This window comes from Nocardia sp. NPDC057227 (assembly GCF_042669725.1).
Taxonomy (GTDB): Bacteria; Actinomycetota; Actinomycetes; order Mycobacteriales; family Mycobacteriaceae; genus Nocardia; species Nocardia asteroides_A.
This window is the reverse complement of record NZ_JBHUXA010000015.1, coordinates 137451-151433: the sequence shown is the minus strand read 5'-3', so window position 1 is coordinate 151433 and position 13983 is coordinate 137451. Positions and strand designations below refer to the sequence as shown.

16 protein-coding genes are annotated in these 13983 nt (G+C 70.7%); 9 read left to right on the top strand and 7 right to left on the bottom strand.

Annotated features, from left to right (window positions below; genetic code table 11):
- Nucleotides 1-35 precede the first annotated feature (35 nt).
- The gene (locus ACFUJ1_RS21430) at nucleotides 36-596 is read left to right on the top strand and encodes a hypothetical protein (RefSeq protein WP_378648087.1); all 561 of its coding nucleotides are present in this window, start codon (nucleotides 36-38) and stop codon (nucleotides 594-596) included.
- On the opposite strand, the gene ACFUJ1_RS21425 is transcribed toward ACFUJ1_RS21430, so the two are convergent.
- Genes ACFUJ1_RS21425 through ACFUJ1_RS21415 form a run of 3 tightly spaced genes read right to left on the bottom strand, consistent with a single transcriptional unit; the run spans nucleotide 580 to nucleotide 3434 of the window.
- Nucleotides 580-1521, bottom strand: a complete 942-nt coding sequence (locus tag ACFUJ1_RS21425; RefSeq protein ID WP_378648086.1) for a helix-turn-helix domain-containing protein — start codon at nucleotides 1519-1521, stop codon at nucleotides 580-582. The genes ACFUJ1_RS21430 and ACFUJ1_RS21425 overlap by 17 nt on opposite strands.
- A gap of 56 nt (nucleotides 1522-1577) precedes the next feature.
- Nucleotides 1578-2405, bottom strand: coding sequence for an alpha/beta hydrolase (locus ACFUJ1_RS21420; RefSeq protein ID WP_378648085.1), 828 nt, complete (start codon nucleotides 2403-2405; stop codon nucleotides 1578-1580).
- A gap of 39 nt (nucleotides 2406-2444) precedes the next feature.
- Entirely contained in the window at nucleotides 2445-3434 is a 990-nt protein-coding gene (locus ACFUJ1_RS21415; RefSeq protein ID WP_378648084.1) for a helix-turn-helix domain-containing protein, read from the bottom strand.
- A gap of 948 nt (nucleotides 3435-4382) precedes the next feature.
- Here ACFUJ1_RS21415 and ACFUJ1_RS21410 point away from each other — a divergent pair.
- The 7 genes from ACFUJ1_RS21410 to ACFUJ1_RS21380 all read left to right on the top strand — a co-directional run bounded on the left by ACFUJ1_RS21410 (nucleotide 4383) and on the right by ACFUJ1_RS21380 (nucleotide 10384).
- Nucleotides 4383-4775, top strand: a complete 393-nt coding sequence (locus tag ACFUJ1_RS21410) for a hypothetical protein (protein ID WP_378648083.1) — start codon at nucleotides 4383-4385, stop codon at nucleotides 4773-4775.
- A complete protein-coding gene (locus ACFUJ1_RS21405) occupies nucleotides 4772-5614 on the top strand; it encodes a hypothetical protein (RefSeq protein ID WP_378648082.1) in 843 nt (280 codons plus the stop codon). Before ACFUJ1_RS21410 ends, ACFUJ1_RS21405 begins: the two co-directional genes overlap by 4 nt.
- Before the next feature lie 14 nt (nucleotides 5615-5628).
- Nucleotides 5629-7536 (top strand): serine/threonine-protein kinase, encoded by a 1908-nt coding sequence (locus ACFUJ1_RS21400; protein WP_378648081.1) that lies wholly within the window; start codon nucleotides 5629-5631, stop codon nucleotides 7534-7536.
- Between the two features lie 105 nt (nucleotides 7537-7641).
- On the top strand, nucleotides 7642-8769 hold the full coding sequence (locus ACFUJ1_RS21395) for a hypothetical protein (protein WP_378648080.1): 1128 nt from the start codon (nucleotides 7642-7644) through the stop codon (nucleotides 8767-8769).
- Between the two features lie 39 nt (nucleotides 8770-8808).
- Nucleotides 8809-9639, top strand: coding sequence for a hypothetical protein (locus tag ACFUJ1_RS21390; protein WP_378648079.1), 831 nt, complete (start codon nucleotides 8809-8811; stop codon nucleotides 9637-9639).
- A 2-nt stretch (nucleotides 9640-9641) separates the two neighbouring features.
- Nucleotides 9642-10115, top strand: coding sequence for a hypothetical protein (locus ACFUJ1_RS21385; protein WP_378648078.1), 474 nt, complete (start codon nucleotides 9642-9644; stop codon nucleotides 10113-10115).
- A 68-nt stretch (nucleotides 10116-10183) separates the two neighbouring features.
- On the top strand, nucleotides 10184-10384 hold the full coding sequence (locus tag ACFUJ1_RS21380; protein WP_378648077.1) for a hypothetical protein: 201 nt from the start codon (nucleotides 10184-10186) through the stop codon (nucleotides 10382-10384).
- A 729-nt stretch (nucleotides 10385-11113) separates the two neighbouring features.
- Here the strand turns inward: ACFUJ1_RS21380 and ACFUJ1_RS21375 are convergent.
- Together ACFUJ1_RS21375 and ACFUJ1_RS21370 are read right to left on the bottom strand one after the other, a co-directional pair.
- A complete protein-coding gene (locus ACFUJ1_RS21375; RefSeq protein ID WP_378648075.1) occupies nucleotides 11114-11875 on the bottom strand; it encodes a hypothetical protein in 762 nt (253 codons plus the stop codon).
- Between the two features lie 70 nt (nucleotides 11876-11945).
- Entirely contained in the window at nucleotides 11946-12389 is a 444-nt protein-coding gene (locus ACFUJ1_RS21370; protein WP_378648073.1) for an EF-hand domain-containing protein, read from the bottom strand.
- A 53-nt stretch (nucleotides 12390-12442) separates the two neighbouring features.
- On the opposite strand from ACFUJ1_RS21370, the gene ACFUJ1_RS21365 reads away from it, so the two are divergent.
- Complete coding sequence (locus ACFUJ1_RS21365) at nucleotides 12443-12808, top strand: DUF1905 domain-containing protein (protein WP_378648070.1); 366 nt, start codon at nucleotides 12443-12445, stop codon at nucleotides 12806-12808.
- A gap of 307 nt (nucleotides 12809-13115) precedes the next feature.
- On the opposite strand, the gene ACFUJ1_RS21360 is transcribed toward ACFUJ1_RS21365, so the two are convergent.
- Together ACFUJ1_RS21360 and ACFUJ1_RS21355 are read right to left on the bottom strand one after the other, a co-directional pair.
- Nucleotides 13116-13607, bottom strand: coding sequence for a hypothetical protein (locus ACFUJ1_RS21360; protein ID WP_378648068.1), 492 nt, complete (start codon nucleotides 13605-13607; stop codon nucleotides 13116-13118).
- The gene (locus tag ACFUJ1_RS21355) at nucleotides 13604-13981 is read right to left on the bottom strand and encodes a DUF6790 family protein (protein ID WP_378648172.1); all 378 of its coding nucleotides are present in this window, start codon (nucleotides 13979-13981) and stop codon (nucleotides 13604-13606) included. The genes ACFUJ1_RS21360 and ACFUJ1_RS21355 overlap by 4 nt, the downstream gene beginning before the upstream one ends.
- Between the last annotated feature and the right edge of the window lie 2 nt (nucleotides 13982-13983).

Below are 13983 nucleotides of genomic sequence, written 5' to 3'. Positions count from 1 at the left end.
AAACGACCGCCGCTGTTCTCATCACAGCCTCGGCCATGGCCATCAGCACAGCTACCGCGGGTGCGGAACCGTCCATACCGTCACCGGCCGAATCGGCCGGCAGCACGACGACGTCGGGGATCGACCACGGAATCGGCTACCGGATCGCGGTGTCGCCGGTGGGCCGGGTCGTCACCGCCACCGTCGAGAACGGCCGGTTCGAGCAGGCGGGCAACGGAACGGTACTGCTCGAGACCGGCGACGGGGCGACGGTGCTCGAGGTGCCGCGGCACTACGCCGCCGACGGCCGCGAGATCACGATGACGCACGAGATCGCCGCCGACGGCCGCACCCTGACGCTCACCCCGCCCACCCCGGCGAAGGTGGTCGCCGAGGAGATCGGCTCGTACGGCAGGCTGATGGAGCAGATCAACAAGAACATGCCCGGCGTGGCGGGCGGCGCCATCGTCGGCGGCCTGCTCGGCGCCTGCCTGTTCCTGATCTGGGGCGTCAGCATCCCGCTCGGCGTGCTGATCGGCGGGGCCATCGGCGGATCGATCATGGGCGGCCCCGAGTTCTCCGACGCCCTGCAGGCGTTCGTCACCGGTCAGCCGTGATCGACGGCGCCCGCCCGGCGCGCCACTCCGTCGGGCTCATGGCGTAGGCGGCGCGGAAGCGGCGGGCGAAGTGGGTGGCGTCGGTGAAGCCGTGCCGGTGCGCGACGGCGGTGACGGTGAGGTGGCGGTGCGTGCGGAGGGTTTCCCTGGCGCGGGCGAGGCGGAGCGCGATGATGTGCTCCGCGAGGCCGGTCCCGGTGCCCGCCCACACCTTGTACAGCTGCCGGACGGAGATGTTGGCGGCGGCGGCGATGGTGTCGGCGCGGAGCGCCGGGTCGTCGATGTGCTCGGCGATGTAGGCGCGGATGCGCCGGCTCGGGTCGGCATCCGCGGCCGGGTCGCCCGCGGCGCCGAGTAGCAGGGCGCGCACCAATTCCAGTGTGCCGCTGTGCAGTTCGGGCAGCAGCTCGGGGGCGGTGGCCGCGACGGTTGCGAGCTGCAGCAGATACATCCGCACCACCCCGGCGAGCGCGTCGTTCGACCGGAGCCTGCGCGCCGCCCGGTGCGGGACGTCCCGCGGCAGCGCCAACCGCGCCACGTCGACCTGCAGCAGCAGCACCGTGCCGGAATCGGCCCTGCGGAAGTCGAGCGGTGCGGTCTCGTCGATCAGGGCGAGGGTCGGCTCGTCCGGCTCCGGGGTGACGACGTGGTGGTGCGCGAGGCTCCACGCGCCGGGCGAGAACACCGCCACCGCGAGCCCGGCGGCGCCGGTGCGCGGCCGGGCGCGCACGGCGATCCCGGTGCTCTCCAGCCGGGCGAGCGCGGCGCCGTCGCCGAGGCTCCAGCGGTGCAGCCGCAGCCGCACCGCCGTGCGGTGCAGCGGCGAGAGCGTGACGGTCGAGGGCAGCCCGGCCCGGCGCAGCGCCCCGCGCAGCGCGGCCTGGTCGAGCGGCCGCGCCGGGGAGACGTCGAGGAGTAGTGCCATGTCGCGCTCCGCTCACCGTGCTCGCGGAGTTCGAACTCTACCCCCGGCGGCACGGCTCAGTCGGTCGCCCGCGCGGGCCGCGCCGCCTGCGCGAGCGCCCACTCCAGCGCGTGGTCGGCGACCTCCTGCCAGCCCGGCTCCGCGCAGGTCCAGTGCGAGCGGCCGGGGAACTCGTGGTACTCGGTCACCGCCGCCGACTTGTGGTAGAGCTTCGCGTTCGACCGGTTCACCGCGGGCGGCATGATGTGGTCCTCGGAGCCGGCGATGAAGAGCAGCGGCGCGCGGTCGGCGCGCGCGTAGTCGACCCAGGTCTCGTGGTGGCCGGGCCGGAAGTTCTCGAAGACGCCGTAGGTCCACACCCAGTTGCCCGGCGCCGGGATGTGGTAGCGCTCCCAGGCCGCGCGCGAGGCCGCCTCGTCGATGGTGTTGGTGAAGGCGTAGTGGAACTCCTCGGCGGTGAAGCCGACTGCCCGGTGCCGGTTGCCGAGGTTCTTGAGCACCGGGAACAGCGCCTTGGCCTGCGAGGGCGGTGTCACCCGGACCCCCTCGGTCGGCGCGGAGTCGATCGCCACCGCTGCCGCCCCGAGCCCGCGGTCGACCAGCAGCTGGGTCAGCGTGCCGCCGAAGGAGTGACCCATGATGATCGGCGCCGCGGGCAGCGCCTCGATCACCGCGGCCAGGTGGTCGACGGTGTCGCGGACGGTCAGCTCGGCGATCGGCGCCGGGTTCGCGCGCAGCGCCTCCACCTCGACCTCGAACCCCGGGTAGCCGGGGGCGAGGACGGTGAAGCCCTTGGCTCCGTAGTACTCCACCCAGTGTTCCCAGCTGCGCGGGGTCATCCACAGGCCGTGGACGAGGACGATGGTGTCGGGGCTGTTGCTCATGGCGCGTTCTCCGGTTCGAAGGGGTCGACCGCGCTCACGCTAAGCCGGGCCGAGCGGCCCCGGCTGGCTCGCAGCGCACGGTTCTGTCCCCAGCGCGCCGGTCCGCCGCGCCTCGCGTGGGGAGAGCCCGTAGGCGGCCCGGAAGCGACGGCTGAAGTGCGCGTGGTTGACGAAGCCCCAGCGGCGGGCGACGGCGGCGACCGGCGCGTCCGGAGTCCGCAGCAACTCCTCGCGGGCCCCGGTGAGCCGCTCCTCGATGATCCACTGCTCCAGGCTGAACCCGGCCTCCGCGCAGAGCTGGAACAGCCTGCGCACCGAGATGTCGTGCGCCCGCGCGATCCGGGCGGGGGTGAGGTCCGGGTCGCCGAGGTGCCCGCGGACGTAGCCGCGGATGCGGGGCAGCAGCACCTCCGCCATCAGCCCCCGCGCGTACCCCATGTCGTAGGCGGAGGCGAGCAGGGTGCGCACCAGGTCGGTCGCGGTGTTGCCGAGCGCGGCGGCGGAGGGGTCGGCGGAGAGCTCGTCCGCCCGCCGGGTCAGCTCGACGATGTGGGTCAGCACCAGCGTGTGCAGCGGGCTCGCCGCCAGCCGGGTCGCGGCATCGCGCACCACCTCGTGCGGCAGCCCGAGTGCCTCGATCGGCACCTGGAGGCAGCAGGAGCTGCCGTAGGTGGGCTGCCCGTAGTCGTAGGGCGAGTTCAGGTCGGTGAGGAACAGCTCGCCGGGGCGCAGGACCTGCTGGTTCCCGTACTGCCCGAACAACCCGTTACTGGCCTCCTGCACGGTCATCGACAGCATCTCGGCGGGCCCGGTGCGCACCTGCCGCGGCGACCGCAGCAGCCGGAACCCGGTCATCTCGGCCCGGAAGATGCACGCCTGGCCGTACATCCAGACCTGCATCAGCGAGTCCACCGCGTCCGGGTCGGGCAGCACCACCCAGGACGGAACCGACTGCTCCTGCATCGCGACCCGGGTCGCGTCCGCCCGGTCCTGCGGCGCGTAGTCGCTCGATCGGAATACGACGGCCATCGCATCCTCCTCACCTGTTCCCAACCGTTCGGTTTTCGAATTTAGAGGGTGCCGGACGGGGTGGGGGCGTGTGTGCGGTGTGAGCACAGAGCGTGCAGCGTCGTCCTGGTTCCCGCCGTGGTCGTTATCGGTTGACCGCCGCACGGCGATCAACGGTGTAGGGCTCGCAGTTCACCGCTCCGTTTCGGTGCGCGGGCTCTAAAATGACACTGATCGATCTGTGATCGCCGGGGAGGGCCGATGCGGATTCCGGGACGAGGAGACGCAGCCGGGGGCAGCGGTCGTCGGCGAGCATTGCTGCGACACAGAACCGTTGGGGCATCCGGACCTTCCGGGGCCACGCGTGGACGGTCGTGGACAGCTCGGATCGCCGGTGTCGGGCTGGCGGTACTGCTCGTGCTGGCGGCCATGGCTGCGACCGTGTCGGCCCTTCCGCCGGGAACCGTCACCGTCCGCGCGCCGTTACCGCCGACCTCCGTGGCTCCCGTACCGGACGAAGAGTGCTCGGGAACCACCTGCGACTCCGGGGAAGGGTCCGGCACGGGGAATCCGGACGCCAACGGTGGTACCGATCCCTACCCCGGGTGCCGAACCGGCGTCGGCCCGTGCCCGCCGACGAACCCGTGTGCGCGCACCCCCACCGCCGAGGGGTGCGTGACCGACCCGTGCGCCGGGAGCGATCCGCCGTCGACCTGCGGAACCACTCCGTCCTGCTCGGCTGCGAACCCACCGCCGACCTTCCCGCGGGAGCCGGACCCGTGCGTGCCGGGGAGCCCGCAGTGCCCGCACGACGAGGACGACACCTCGAACCAGGGAGATCCGCACCCGCGAACGGGTGACCCGAACACCTCGAACCCGGGCACGCGGGATCCGGAGTCGGACAGGCGGGACCCGGGCTCGAACACCGGGCAGCCCGATACCGGGCAACCGGAAGTCGAGGACCCGCCGGTGACCGACGACCGCAGTCCGACGGGCTCCGCCGTGCTGGAGCTGACCCCGTCGGCGATCGCCCCCGGCGGGGAGGTGACGGCCTCCGGGCGCGGTTGCGACCCGGGCGCCCAGGTCGAGCTGAAGATCGGCCGGACACCCGTCGGCACTGCCGTCGCCACGGCGGACGGCTCCTTCACCGCGCAGCTGACGCTGTCCGCCATCGCGGTCGGGCGCCACGACGTGCAGACGTGGTGCGGACGCCCGCTGACGGCCCAGCTGGACGTGGTGCTGGTCAGCCGCGTCGACAGCGGCGCGTCGACGCTGGCGATCCTGCTGTTCTTCCTCCTCCTCGGTGGCTGGTTCTACGGCCACCGGCTCATCTCGCACCGCTCGACCCGGAGAGACCGATGACCATCCACCCGAGGCGTTTCGCGATATCGGTGCTCACCGTCCTGTTCGGTGCGGCGGCACTGCTGTCGTCCGGACCGGCGCATGCCCAGCCGGACGGCGTCGAGCTGACCGCCACCGTCGACGACCGCGATATCGCCGGTCGGAGCGGCGCCGACCCGGTCGTCCTGACCCCGGACAGCCCGGCCGCGATCGCGGTGACGCTGCGCAACAACGGCGCCCAGCAGATCGAGGTGCGGCGGGTCGACCTCACCGGCGAGGTGCTCGGACTCCGCTTCTTCTCCTACTCGACGGCCGTCGGCCTGAAGATCGCGCCGGGAAAGACCGAAACCCTGCGCTACGACCTGGATCCGGCGGGCCTGGAGGGCCAGGCCACCGGCCTCATCGCCGGCCGGCTCGCGGTCGTCGGCGCGGACGGAGCGGAGCTCGGCCACGTCGGCACGGTGACCGACGTGCGCGGCTCGATCCGGTCGGTGTACGGCCTGTTCGGCATCGCGCTCGCCGTGCTGACCGCGCTCGCCCTGCTCGACGCCGCGATCGGCATCGCCGGGCACCGGCTCTCGGCCAATCGGTGGCAGCGCGGGGTCCGGCTGCTCGCCCCCGGGGTCGGTATCGGACTGGTGTTCGGCTTCACCACCTCGGTGCTGCGCTGGTGGGTGCCGGACACGGGCGTGTGGCTCGGGGCCGCGGGCGCGGCGGCCGCGGTCGCCTTCGTGCTCGGATACCTCTCCCCGACACCGGATTCCGGCCCGGACGATGCCTTCGATCCGGAGTTCGCCACCGTCGACGTCTCCGGGAACGCCGACACCGTTCGCATCGTGTCACGGGGGCCGATCGCGTGAACGAGCGAGACACGGTGACCGCGGACACCGGCCGGCTGCGCGCGGCCCTGCCCGGCTACGACCTCGGCTCGGAGGTGGGCCGCGGCGGCTGCGGGGTGGTCCTCTCCGGGGTCCAGCGCCGGCTGGGCCGGACCGTCGCGATCAAGCAGATCCCGTCCCAGTTCGCCCACGATCCGACGGTGCGCAGGCGCTTCGTCGCCGAGGCCCGCGTCATGGCGGCGATCGACCATCCGCACGTGGTGCGGGTCTTCGACTACATCGAGCACGAGCACCTGTGTCTGCTGATCATGGAGTACCTGCCCGGCGGCACGGTCGCCCATCGCTTCGCCACGCAGGGCTTCGACGCCGCGACGGCAGTCGCGGTCGCGCTCTCCTGCGCCGCCGGACTGCAGGCGGCGCACAACCACGGTGTCCTGCACCGCGACGTCAAACCGTCGAATCTCATGTTCGGCGCGGGCGGCGCGATCAAGCTGACCGATTTCGGCATCGCCAAGATCGTCGGCGGCGACGAGACGCTGGTGACCAAGGCGGGCGAGATCATCGGCACCCCGTCCTACATCGCACCGGAGCAGGTCCGCGGCGAGGAGCTCTCGCCCGCCACCGACATCTACTCGCTGGCGACCATGCTCTACCAGCTGCTCTCCGGTGTCCTGCCCTTCCCGCCCGCCGCCAACCACCTCGCCACCCTCTACGCGCACGCCTACGAACAGCCGATCCCGCTGTCCGAGGCCGCGCCGCGCGTCCCGGAGCCGATCGCTTCGGTCGTGATGCGCGGCCTGGCGACCGATCCGACGCAGCGCTTCGGCTCGGCCGAGGAATTCGGCATCGCGCTCGCCGCACCCGCTGCCCACTGCTGGGGCAGCGGCTGGCTCGCCCCCGTCGGCATCCCCGTGATCGGCGCGGACACCATCGTGGCCGCGGCCACCGGCGGCTCCCGGAACACCACCGGCCGGCGCGCCCCGAGCCCGCCCACCGTGCCCATGCCCGCCACTCGGACGATCAGCCAGATGCCTCCTCCGACGCGCCACGCCACCCCGCCTTCGCCCCCGCCGCCGACAGCGCGGATGCGCCCGCAGGGCGACGTCCAGGCCCGCGGAGCTCGGCTGATCGACCTCGATCGTGCCGACCTGGTGCCCATCCGCGAGGTGGTGAACATCGCGTCACCGCGCGTGCCCTTCGCGATTGCCGCGGTACTGGCCATCGGTGCCTGCGCAGTCGCCCTCGTCGGACTCGGCGGACCGGACGCGGGCGGAGATCTCACGCCGGGAACCGTCACCCTCGCGAACGCCGACCCGGCGACCGGACCCGTCGACATCGATCTGTCCGCGCCCGTCCCACTGCGCGTGGACGGCGTCGACGCCGATGCCGCCCGGCTGTCGATCGTCGTGCTCGGGACGCGGATCGGCGGCACGACCACCCCGATCGAACCCGGCAGCCCGACAACGGTTCCCGCACCGGTCAACCCCTACATCGTGGCCGGAACCGGAACGGCAGAGCTGACCCTGCTGCGCGGCGAGACGGAGGTCGCGGCCCAGCGCGTCGAATTCCGCACCGCGCAGTCGGCGCTCACCACGGCCGCGGCGGTCGGCGTCGCACTGCTCGCCCTGCTCGCCCTCGCCTACCTCGAATCCAATCTCCGCGCACTGCGCCGCGGCCGGGGCGCGTTCGCGAATTCGGCCGGGCTGACCGTGAGCGCCGCGGCGACCGCCGTTGCCGTCGCGGGCGCGGCATGGGTGCTGCTCGGTAGCCAGCCGACCGTGCCCGCGCTCGTCGTCGCGGCGCTCGTCGCGGCGGCAGCGGGAGTGGCGGCGGCAGCCGGCGCCCGCCGGATGGGAAAGCGGTACCGCCACCGTCGCGGCAGCCGGCGCATGGTGGCGATCGTGCGCGACAACAGCTACGGAGCCACCGAACCGGAGCAGTAGGGCATTGCCGAATTCTTCGCCAGCCCCTTGCACCGGGGTCTTGGCGGCGCTCTAAGAGACCACTACTGTTCGCAAAGAACCTCACGCGCGGCATCGGGAGCGGTTGTGGATGAACTCGAGGTACACGAACCCAGCCTCTCCGGGTTCGGACTGGATCTACGGGATCTTTCGGCGAGTTTCACCTCGAATGCCACCCGGTTGCTACCGGGTGTGGCACTGCCGGCCCGCTCGGGTGAGCTCCTGTCGACTCTGGCCCCGGCATTCAAGACATTCCACAGCGGGCTGTCCGCCGCGCACAGGAGCGATCTGACCACGGTCCACCGGCTGGGTGAGCACCTCGGCACCGCGAGAACCACCTATGAAAACGCCGAGACCGAATCGACCGATGGACTCGGGGCGGTCATGGATACCGGTGCGGGACAATCGGATGACTCGGGTGTGGTCACGCGCTTCGCCGGGTTGCACCTGCCCACCATGCCGGAGGTGGGAGAGGCACCGGCCACCGTGCACGACGTGGTCACCGCCGGTATCGAATTGATCGGCCCCTACGACGAGGCGCTCGGACAGAAGATCGGCATGCGGCCCGCGAAGGAATACCTGGAACCGCTGATGGGCGACTGGGAGGCGCTCCAGGTCGTCGGTGAGCGGATCGGCCTCCTCGGCGTCAACGACTATTCGGCGTCGGTGAATATCGCCGGTGGCAGCACCTGGTTGCAGGGGAGCTGGAAAAGGCAGGGCTCGCGGGCATTCGGCGACAATGCCGGCGTACTGGGTGAATCGTTCGCGGGCCGCAGCTGGGACCTGGACGCGGTGTCGAAGATCGTCCAGAACGCGGGTGCCCGCCTCGAACGCACGGTATACAACCAGGCGATAAATCTGAGCAGCGCGCTCACCGAGCCGATGACCTTCGTCGGATTCACCCTGCCGCTGGGAGTCTGGGCGCTGCTGATCGACCACCCCATGCAGGAGTCGCACCGGTCCCGGATCGTCTCGGCGGTCGACGCCGTGAAGGACTCCGCCAAGTCCAGGCACGCCGATATGACCGCGGTGCTCGATCGGGTTTCCTCGGCTCTGAGCTATTCCCCCGACCGCGCGGCACCGACATTCGCCACGGCGGATTTCGAGGTTCCGGCGCGCGTCGACCCCGGCGCCCATCTGCTCCGATACGGCTTCGGCAGCCACACCTGGTGGCAGCACACGGCGATCGACGAAGCGCCCGCCCTCTCCGTCTGAATCAACCGGCAATCCCATCGAGCACGAGCGAGCAGATACATGGCAGAGCCCAGCCCGACTCCGGGTCCGTCACCGGCACCCGTCGCGGAGGCAAGCCCGATTCCGAGCCCGGCACCGGGGCCCGCTCCGGTGCCGCCGCCCGCGCCATTGCCGATTCCCGCTGGACCCGAGCCGCCGAAGGCGGATCCGGGCGCGGGCGAGTGGAACTCGCAGCCCTGGTACAGCACATTCGACGACATCGGATTCGCCGAAGTGGCGGCAGCGGTGGCCGCTGCCGCGGATATCAAAGGATATACGCACGCGTCCGCACACCTGTGGCACTACCTCGACAACAGCGGAGACACCCTGACGGTCAATGTCGATTCGGTCCTGCACGACGTGCCCGCGGCCAACACCGTGGCCAATTCGATAGCCGAGAAGGAGATCAGAAAGGTCGCTTCGGCCCAGGTAAAAGCCGAAGCCTATGACACGCCGACCCAGTTCCAGTCCAGGTGGAGGGGCTTCTATATCGACGAGAAACTCAGCGCCGATTGGTTCTTCGCGATGAACGGCATCAGCCTCGCTGTCAGTGGTGCGGTGATCACGCGTGAGCCCGCGCAGGGGGCGGTGCCCACCGTGGACGTGGAGTACAAGGTGCACCTGTACGACCGATACAACTGGGATACCGGCAAGGAGACCAAAATCGCCGGTGTGCTGTTCTACGACAAGGACTTGGGCGAACTGCACACGGCGGGGCTGGCCCGTGAGTACGACATCGAGGGAACCAGCGATGTCCGCCGGTATCAGGGCCCGATACCGGCGAACGGCGCCGTCGACCTGCCGGGATCGGACGACAGCCGCGATGGTGAAAGGACCGATCCGACCCGATGAGAATGCGAGCCGTACTGGCCTGGGTCGCGATCGGCTCCGTGGCCGGAATGCTGACCGGGTGCGGTGCTGCGGGCCGGGACGACGAGCCACGGGGCCGGTCGGGGCAGCCGCAGAACACCGCCGAGATCGTCGAGCAGGCATCCGATTTCGGGGGCATAGTGATCCCGGACAATGCCTCGGTACTCGACGCCCGCACCGAACACGGCATGGACACCCTCTACCGGATCGCGCTCGCGACCGACGAAGCGGGAGTGGATCGGCTGCTGGCAGCATCGAGGTTCGCCGAAACGCCGAGCAAAGTGTTCCGGGTCGCCGAATCCACCATCGCGGGACCGCCGCTCGACACCTCGCCCTCGATCCTCCGAACCGAGGACGAATACCGTGGCTCCGGCGGTGCGACGATCTATCGAATAGTCATCGTGGACGAGCGGGGTCCGCAGAGTCGCTACGTCCATATCCAGTTGTTCGACAGCTGACGTTCTGACCCCTGTCGAGTCGGCTCACGTTTCCCACCGCAAAAATTAAGCAGTAGAACGGATTTGATGTGAAACAGACCAATCGCAACATGATGGCGGCAGCCCTGCTCGCCGGTGCACTGCTGTTGTCCACCGCACCGGCTCAGGCCGAACCGGCGGGCGCGAACGTCGCGGAACTGTCCACCGGCTCGGCCGAGCTGGGTGGCGCCCTCTTCGGTCTGTTGTTCCCCAATTACCTGTGCGGGTCGCTATGGCGGCCTGTCTGCTAGGCGGTGGCCCAGGCGCAGGTGGCCTCAGGGGCCCAGGGGCGTGATGACCGCGATCTGTTCGCGGTGGATGCCGGTCGCCAGAGGGGTGCCTGCTGCAGTCCGGTGATCTATCAACCGGAAACGTCAAAGGACGGGAGCAGACACACCGAGACGGGTGGCGCCGCCAATGCTGTCGCGGGAAACAGTCGCGCGAAGTCGCTGGAGGCCCCATCTGCTCGCGCCCACGTCGAATCCAGCCGGGACCCCCCCCGGGTGCTGTGCGAAAGCGCATCGGGGAGGGCGCGCGGTCTACTGGCGGGGCCGGCGTCGTGTTCGGGTCGCTGACCCACCTCGCCGCAGCCCGAACAATCGCGCCGGGAATCGCGTCCGTGTCGCGTCCGGATCAGCGGAGGGCGATTCGCCGACGCCCATTATTGCTGCACCGCGTGGCGCGGGCGGGCCCCTCATCCGAACGCGGGGGTCGTGGAACTCGGCGATCCCGCACACGGCGAGCCCGTCCGAACGGCCGCAGACCGGGGCCGGGGTGGCTCCAGCCGCCGTGGCCGCCGCGCGGCGCCCGGCCCGGCTGATCGGCACGGAGGGCGCCGTCGCGCTGTCATCGACGACCTGCACTGGATCGACCCGGAATCGGCGCTGAGCCGGGCAAGGTCGTCGACCACGATCGGCTGCTCGACAGCCTGGACGATCCGGCTCTGCTCTCCTGGGCCGGGCGGTGACCGCGCCGGACGGCTACAGCCAGGTGAACCAGCCCTCGCGGACGTAGTGGTTCGCACCCTCGACCAGGTACCAGGTGGACGGGGTGCCCCACGAGGTGCTCCGGTAGCCACCGGCGTTCTTGCTCCCCTGGATCGGTGCCCAGGTGCCCTGGATCCGGGTGGCCGGGTCCTTGCTGATCGGCAGCTTCTTGCCGCCGTACCAGTTCCAGGAGGAGAAGCGGAGCTCGCCCGCGACGCGGAAATGCTCGAGCAGCGAGGTGTAGCCGGTGAGCACGCCGGTGGCCGGCAGCGCGTCGACGGCCCGGTCACGGCGTTCCTTCTCGACGAGGTAGCCCGGCCGGATATCGATCGGGGCCGGTGGCTGCGGTCTGCGCCCGAGCCAGCGAAAGGTCGCCCCGCCGTCGGTGGAGAGGAAGCTGAACCGTCCCGGGCGGGACGAGGCGACCAGCACCACCGAATCGTTCGGGCGGACACCGAAACTCCCGAATCTGCGGGATTCCGCCCCCAGCTCCTGCCGCCGTTCGAAGAATCGCTCCGGCGGCTCGACCCCGATCTCCTTCCATACCCGTTGCAGACGGGACGGGAGGTTGCCGCCGGAGCGGAGTTGCTCGATGCTCACGTGCAGGGTCTTGTCCAGGCGGGGGAGGTCCGGCACGATCGCCACCGCCTCCTCCCGGTCGATCACCTCGCCGGTGAAGGCGGGGGCGTTGCCCGCCAGGGCGGTCGACAGGGTGATCGCGGCGTTGATGGTGCGCAGTGCCGATTGCGACGGCATGGTGATTCCTTCCCGTGGCAGGACACCGGCACCGGTCGCGGTGACCGGCCCGGTGCTCGAAGTCGGTGAATCAGGCGGCGGTGCCGGCGGTCTCGGCCGCCGGATCGGGCGTGATGGCGGCGAGCAGGCCGGTGAAGAGCACCACGAACTCGTCGAGCGTGAGCTTGCCGTCGCCGTCGGAGTCGTACCCGGCCAACAGGCCATCGGCCTCGTCCACGGTGAAGAGGCTGTGGAGCCCGGCGGCGAACTCGACCAGCTCCTCGACCGATACCGTGCCGTCGCCGTCGGTGTCGACGGCGTAGAACGCCTCCTCGACCCAGCTGTTGCCGTCCTCGACCTGCTGACCGGCGCGCACCTCGTCGAACTCCGCGCGCGAGATCAGCCCGTCGCCATCGCCGTCGGCCGCCGCGACGAACTCCGCGGCCTGCTCCGCGCTGAGTTCGAGCCCCAGTGCGCGCACCGTCCCGATGAGATCGGCGGCCGAGATCAGGCCGTCGTCGTCGCTGTCGAACACGCTGAACGCGTACGCCCCATCCGATGGAGGGGCGGATTCCTCGAGATCGATCGGTGAACTCGTCACTGCACAAACCCCCTGCTCATTCGTCGTTTACGAAGAAGAACACGTCGTGCGCGAGCCATCCTGCCACACCGATCCCCCGGATGGCGGCAGGTCGAATCCGGGCCGGGTCCTGGCATTTCCTGAGCCTGCCGGAAGCGGTGGCCGATGAGATCGAGGAGCGCTACGGGCATCGGACCACCGGGTTCGGCGCGGTGAAGGTGCGGGTGCGGGTCGGCGGGAGTTCGTGGTCGACATCTCTGTTCCCGGACCCGAAGCGCGGCACCTACGTGCTGCCGGTGAAGAAGGCGGTGCGGGCGGCGGAGGGGCTCGTCGCCGGGTCTGCGGCGGCCGTGGATCTCGAAGTTCTGCTCTAGCAGAGCAATCCGTCGACTCGGCCGACTCAGCTGTCGAGCAGGCCGTGCGCCGCTTCGACGCCGACACCCAGCGCCTGACGCTGGATAGTGCGAGCCACGACCGCGGCGTCGCCGTGAACAGGCTCGCCACCGTGAGCCGGGGCGACGCGGTGACACCGGCCGGGATGCGCCCGGAACGGGTTGCCCCGGCGCCGAGCGGATCGATCCGGGGCTCTGAGCGGGCATCTCAGCGCGACTCGCTGTTCTCCCGGAAGTCGGCGTGGTCCCTGGCCCAGTTCCTCCCGGGGCGGCGACCTTCGTAACCCGGTCAGCGCAGAATTTCCACGAGCAGCACCCAGGCGTTGGTGACCGAGGTGGCGAAGCCGACGATGACCGCCCCGGCCACGAGGTACAGCCCGGTATCGACCCACCGGATCAGCAGGATCCCGCCGAGAAACATCCCGGCGGTGGGGAGCACGCCGAGCGCGGCCTTGCCGAGGGTGAGGCCGAGCCCGATGGCCGGGGTGCGGGCGCGCAGGATGTAGCCGGCCGAGCGCACGGCGAGGGTGAGCGCGACGGTGGCCGCCAGCGCGATCTCGATGCCGAGTGCGGCCGCCGGCTGAGCGGGGACGAGCGCGGCGCAGGAGACCACAACGATGAGGATCAGCCCGGCCACGGTGGTGGCGGCCCGCGAGGTCATGGACGGGATCGCGAGAATGGTGCGGACATTGACGCTCATCGCGACGATGATCAGCCCGGCGAGCGCCGCCCCCGCCCCGGCGGCGGCGAGGAACAGGTCGTGCCAGGCGTCGAGGTTCACACCCAGCTCGCGATGATCCCCGCGGTCACCACGGCGAGGACGAGCAGGTCGGTCCAGGTGGCGACGTTCTCGTCGGCGCCCTTGCCGCGCTTGGCGACGTGCCTGGCACCGGCCAGCCCCAGGTAGATCGCGCCCGCGGCGGCGGCGTGGATGCCGCGGTCGACGAACGGGGCGATCAGCGCGACCAGCCCCATCGCGAGGTTGGCGAAGCCGAGTTCGTGCACCACCTGTTCGGCGCCGTGGTCCTCGATGCCGAGGATGCCCTGCGCGGTGCGCGCCGGATTCGTCAACTGGCTGATCCCGGCGACCAGCAGGCGGGTGCCGACACCCCAGAACGCCCACCAGATGCCGACACTATGAGCCCCTAACGGAATCG

Bases quoted from the DNA above. Each gene is read 5' to 3' on its own strand.
- ACFUJ1_RS21430 (WP_378648087.1), top strand. From the start codon at position 36: ATGGCCATCAGCACAGCTACCGCGGGTGCGGAACCGTCCATACCGTCA.
- ACFUJ1_RS21425 (WP_378648086.1), bottom strand. From the start codon at position 1,521: ATGGCACTACTCCTCGACGTCTCCCCGGCGCGGCCGCTCGACCAGGCC.
- ACFUJ1_RS21420 (WP_378648085.1), bottom strand. From the start codon at position 2,405: ATGAGCAACAGCCCCGACACCATCGTCCTCGTCCACGGCCTGTGGATG.
- ACFUJ1_RS21415 (WP_378648084.1), bottom strand. From the start codon at position 3,434: ATGGCCGTCGTATTCCGATCGAGCGACTACGCGCCGCAGGACCGGGCG.
- ACFUJ1_RS21405 (WP_378648082.1), top strand. From the start codon at position 4,772: ATGACCATCCACCCGAGGCGTTTCGCGATATCGGTGCTCACCGTCCTG.
- ACFUJ1_RS21390 (WP_378648079.1), top strand. From the start codon at position 8,809: ATGGCAGAGCCCAGCCCGACTCCGGGTCCGTCACCGGCACCCGTCGCG.
- ACFUJ1_RS21385 (WP_378648078.1), top strand. From the start codon at position 9,642: ATGCGAGCCGTACTGGCCTGGGTCGCGATCGGCTCCGTGGCCGGAATG.
- ACFUJ1_RS21375 (WP_378648075.1), bottom strand. From the start codon at position 11,875: ATGCCGTCGCAATCGGCACTGCGCACCATCAACGCCGCGATCACCCTG.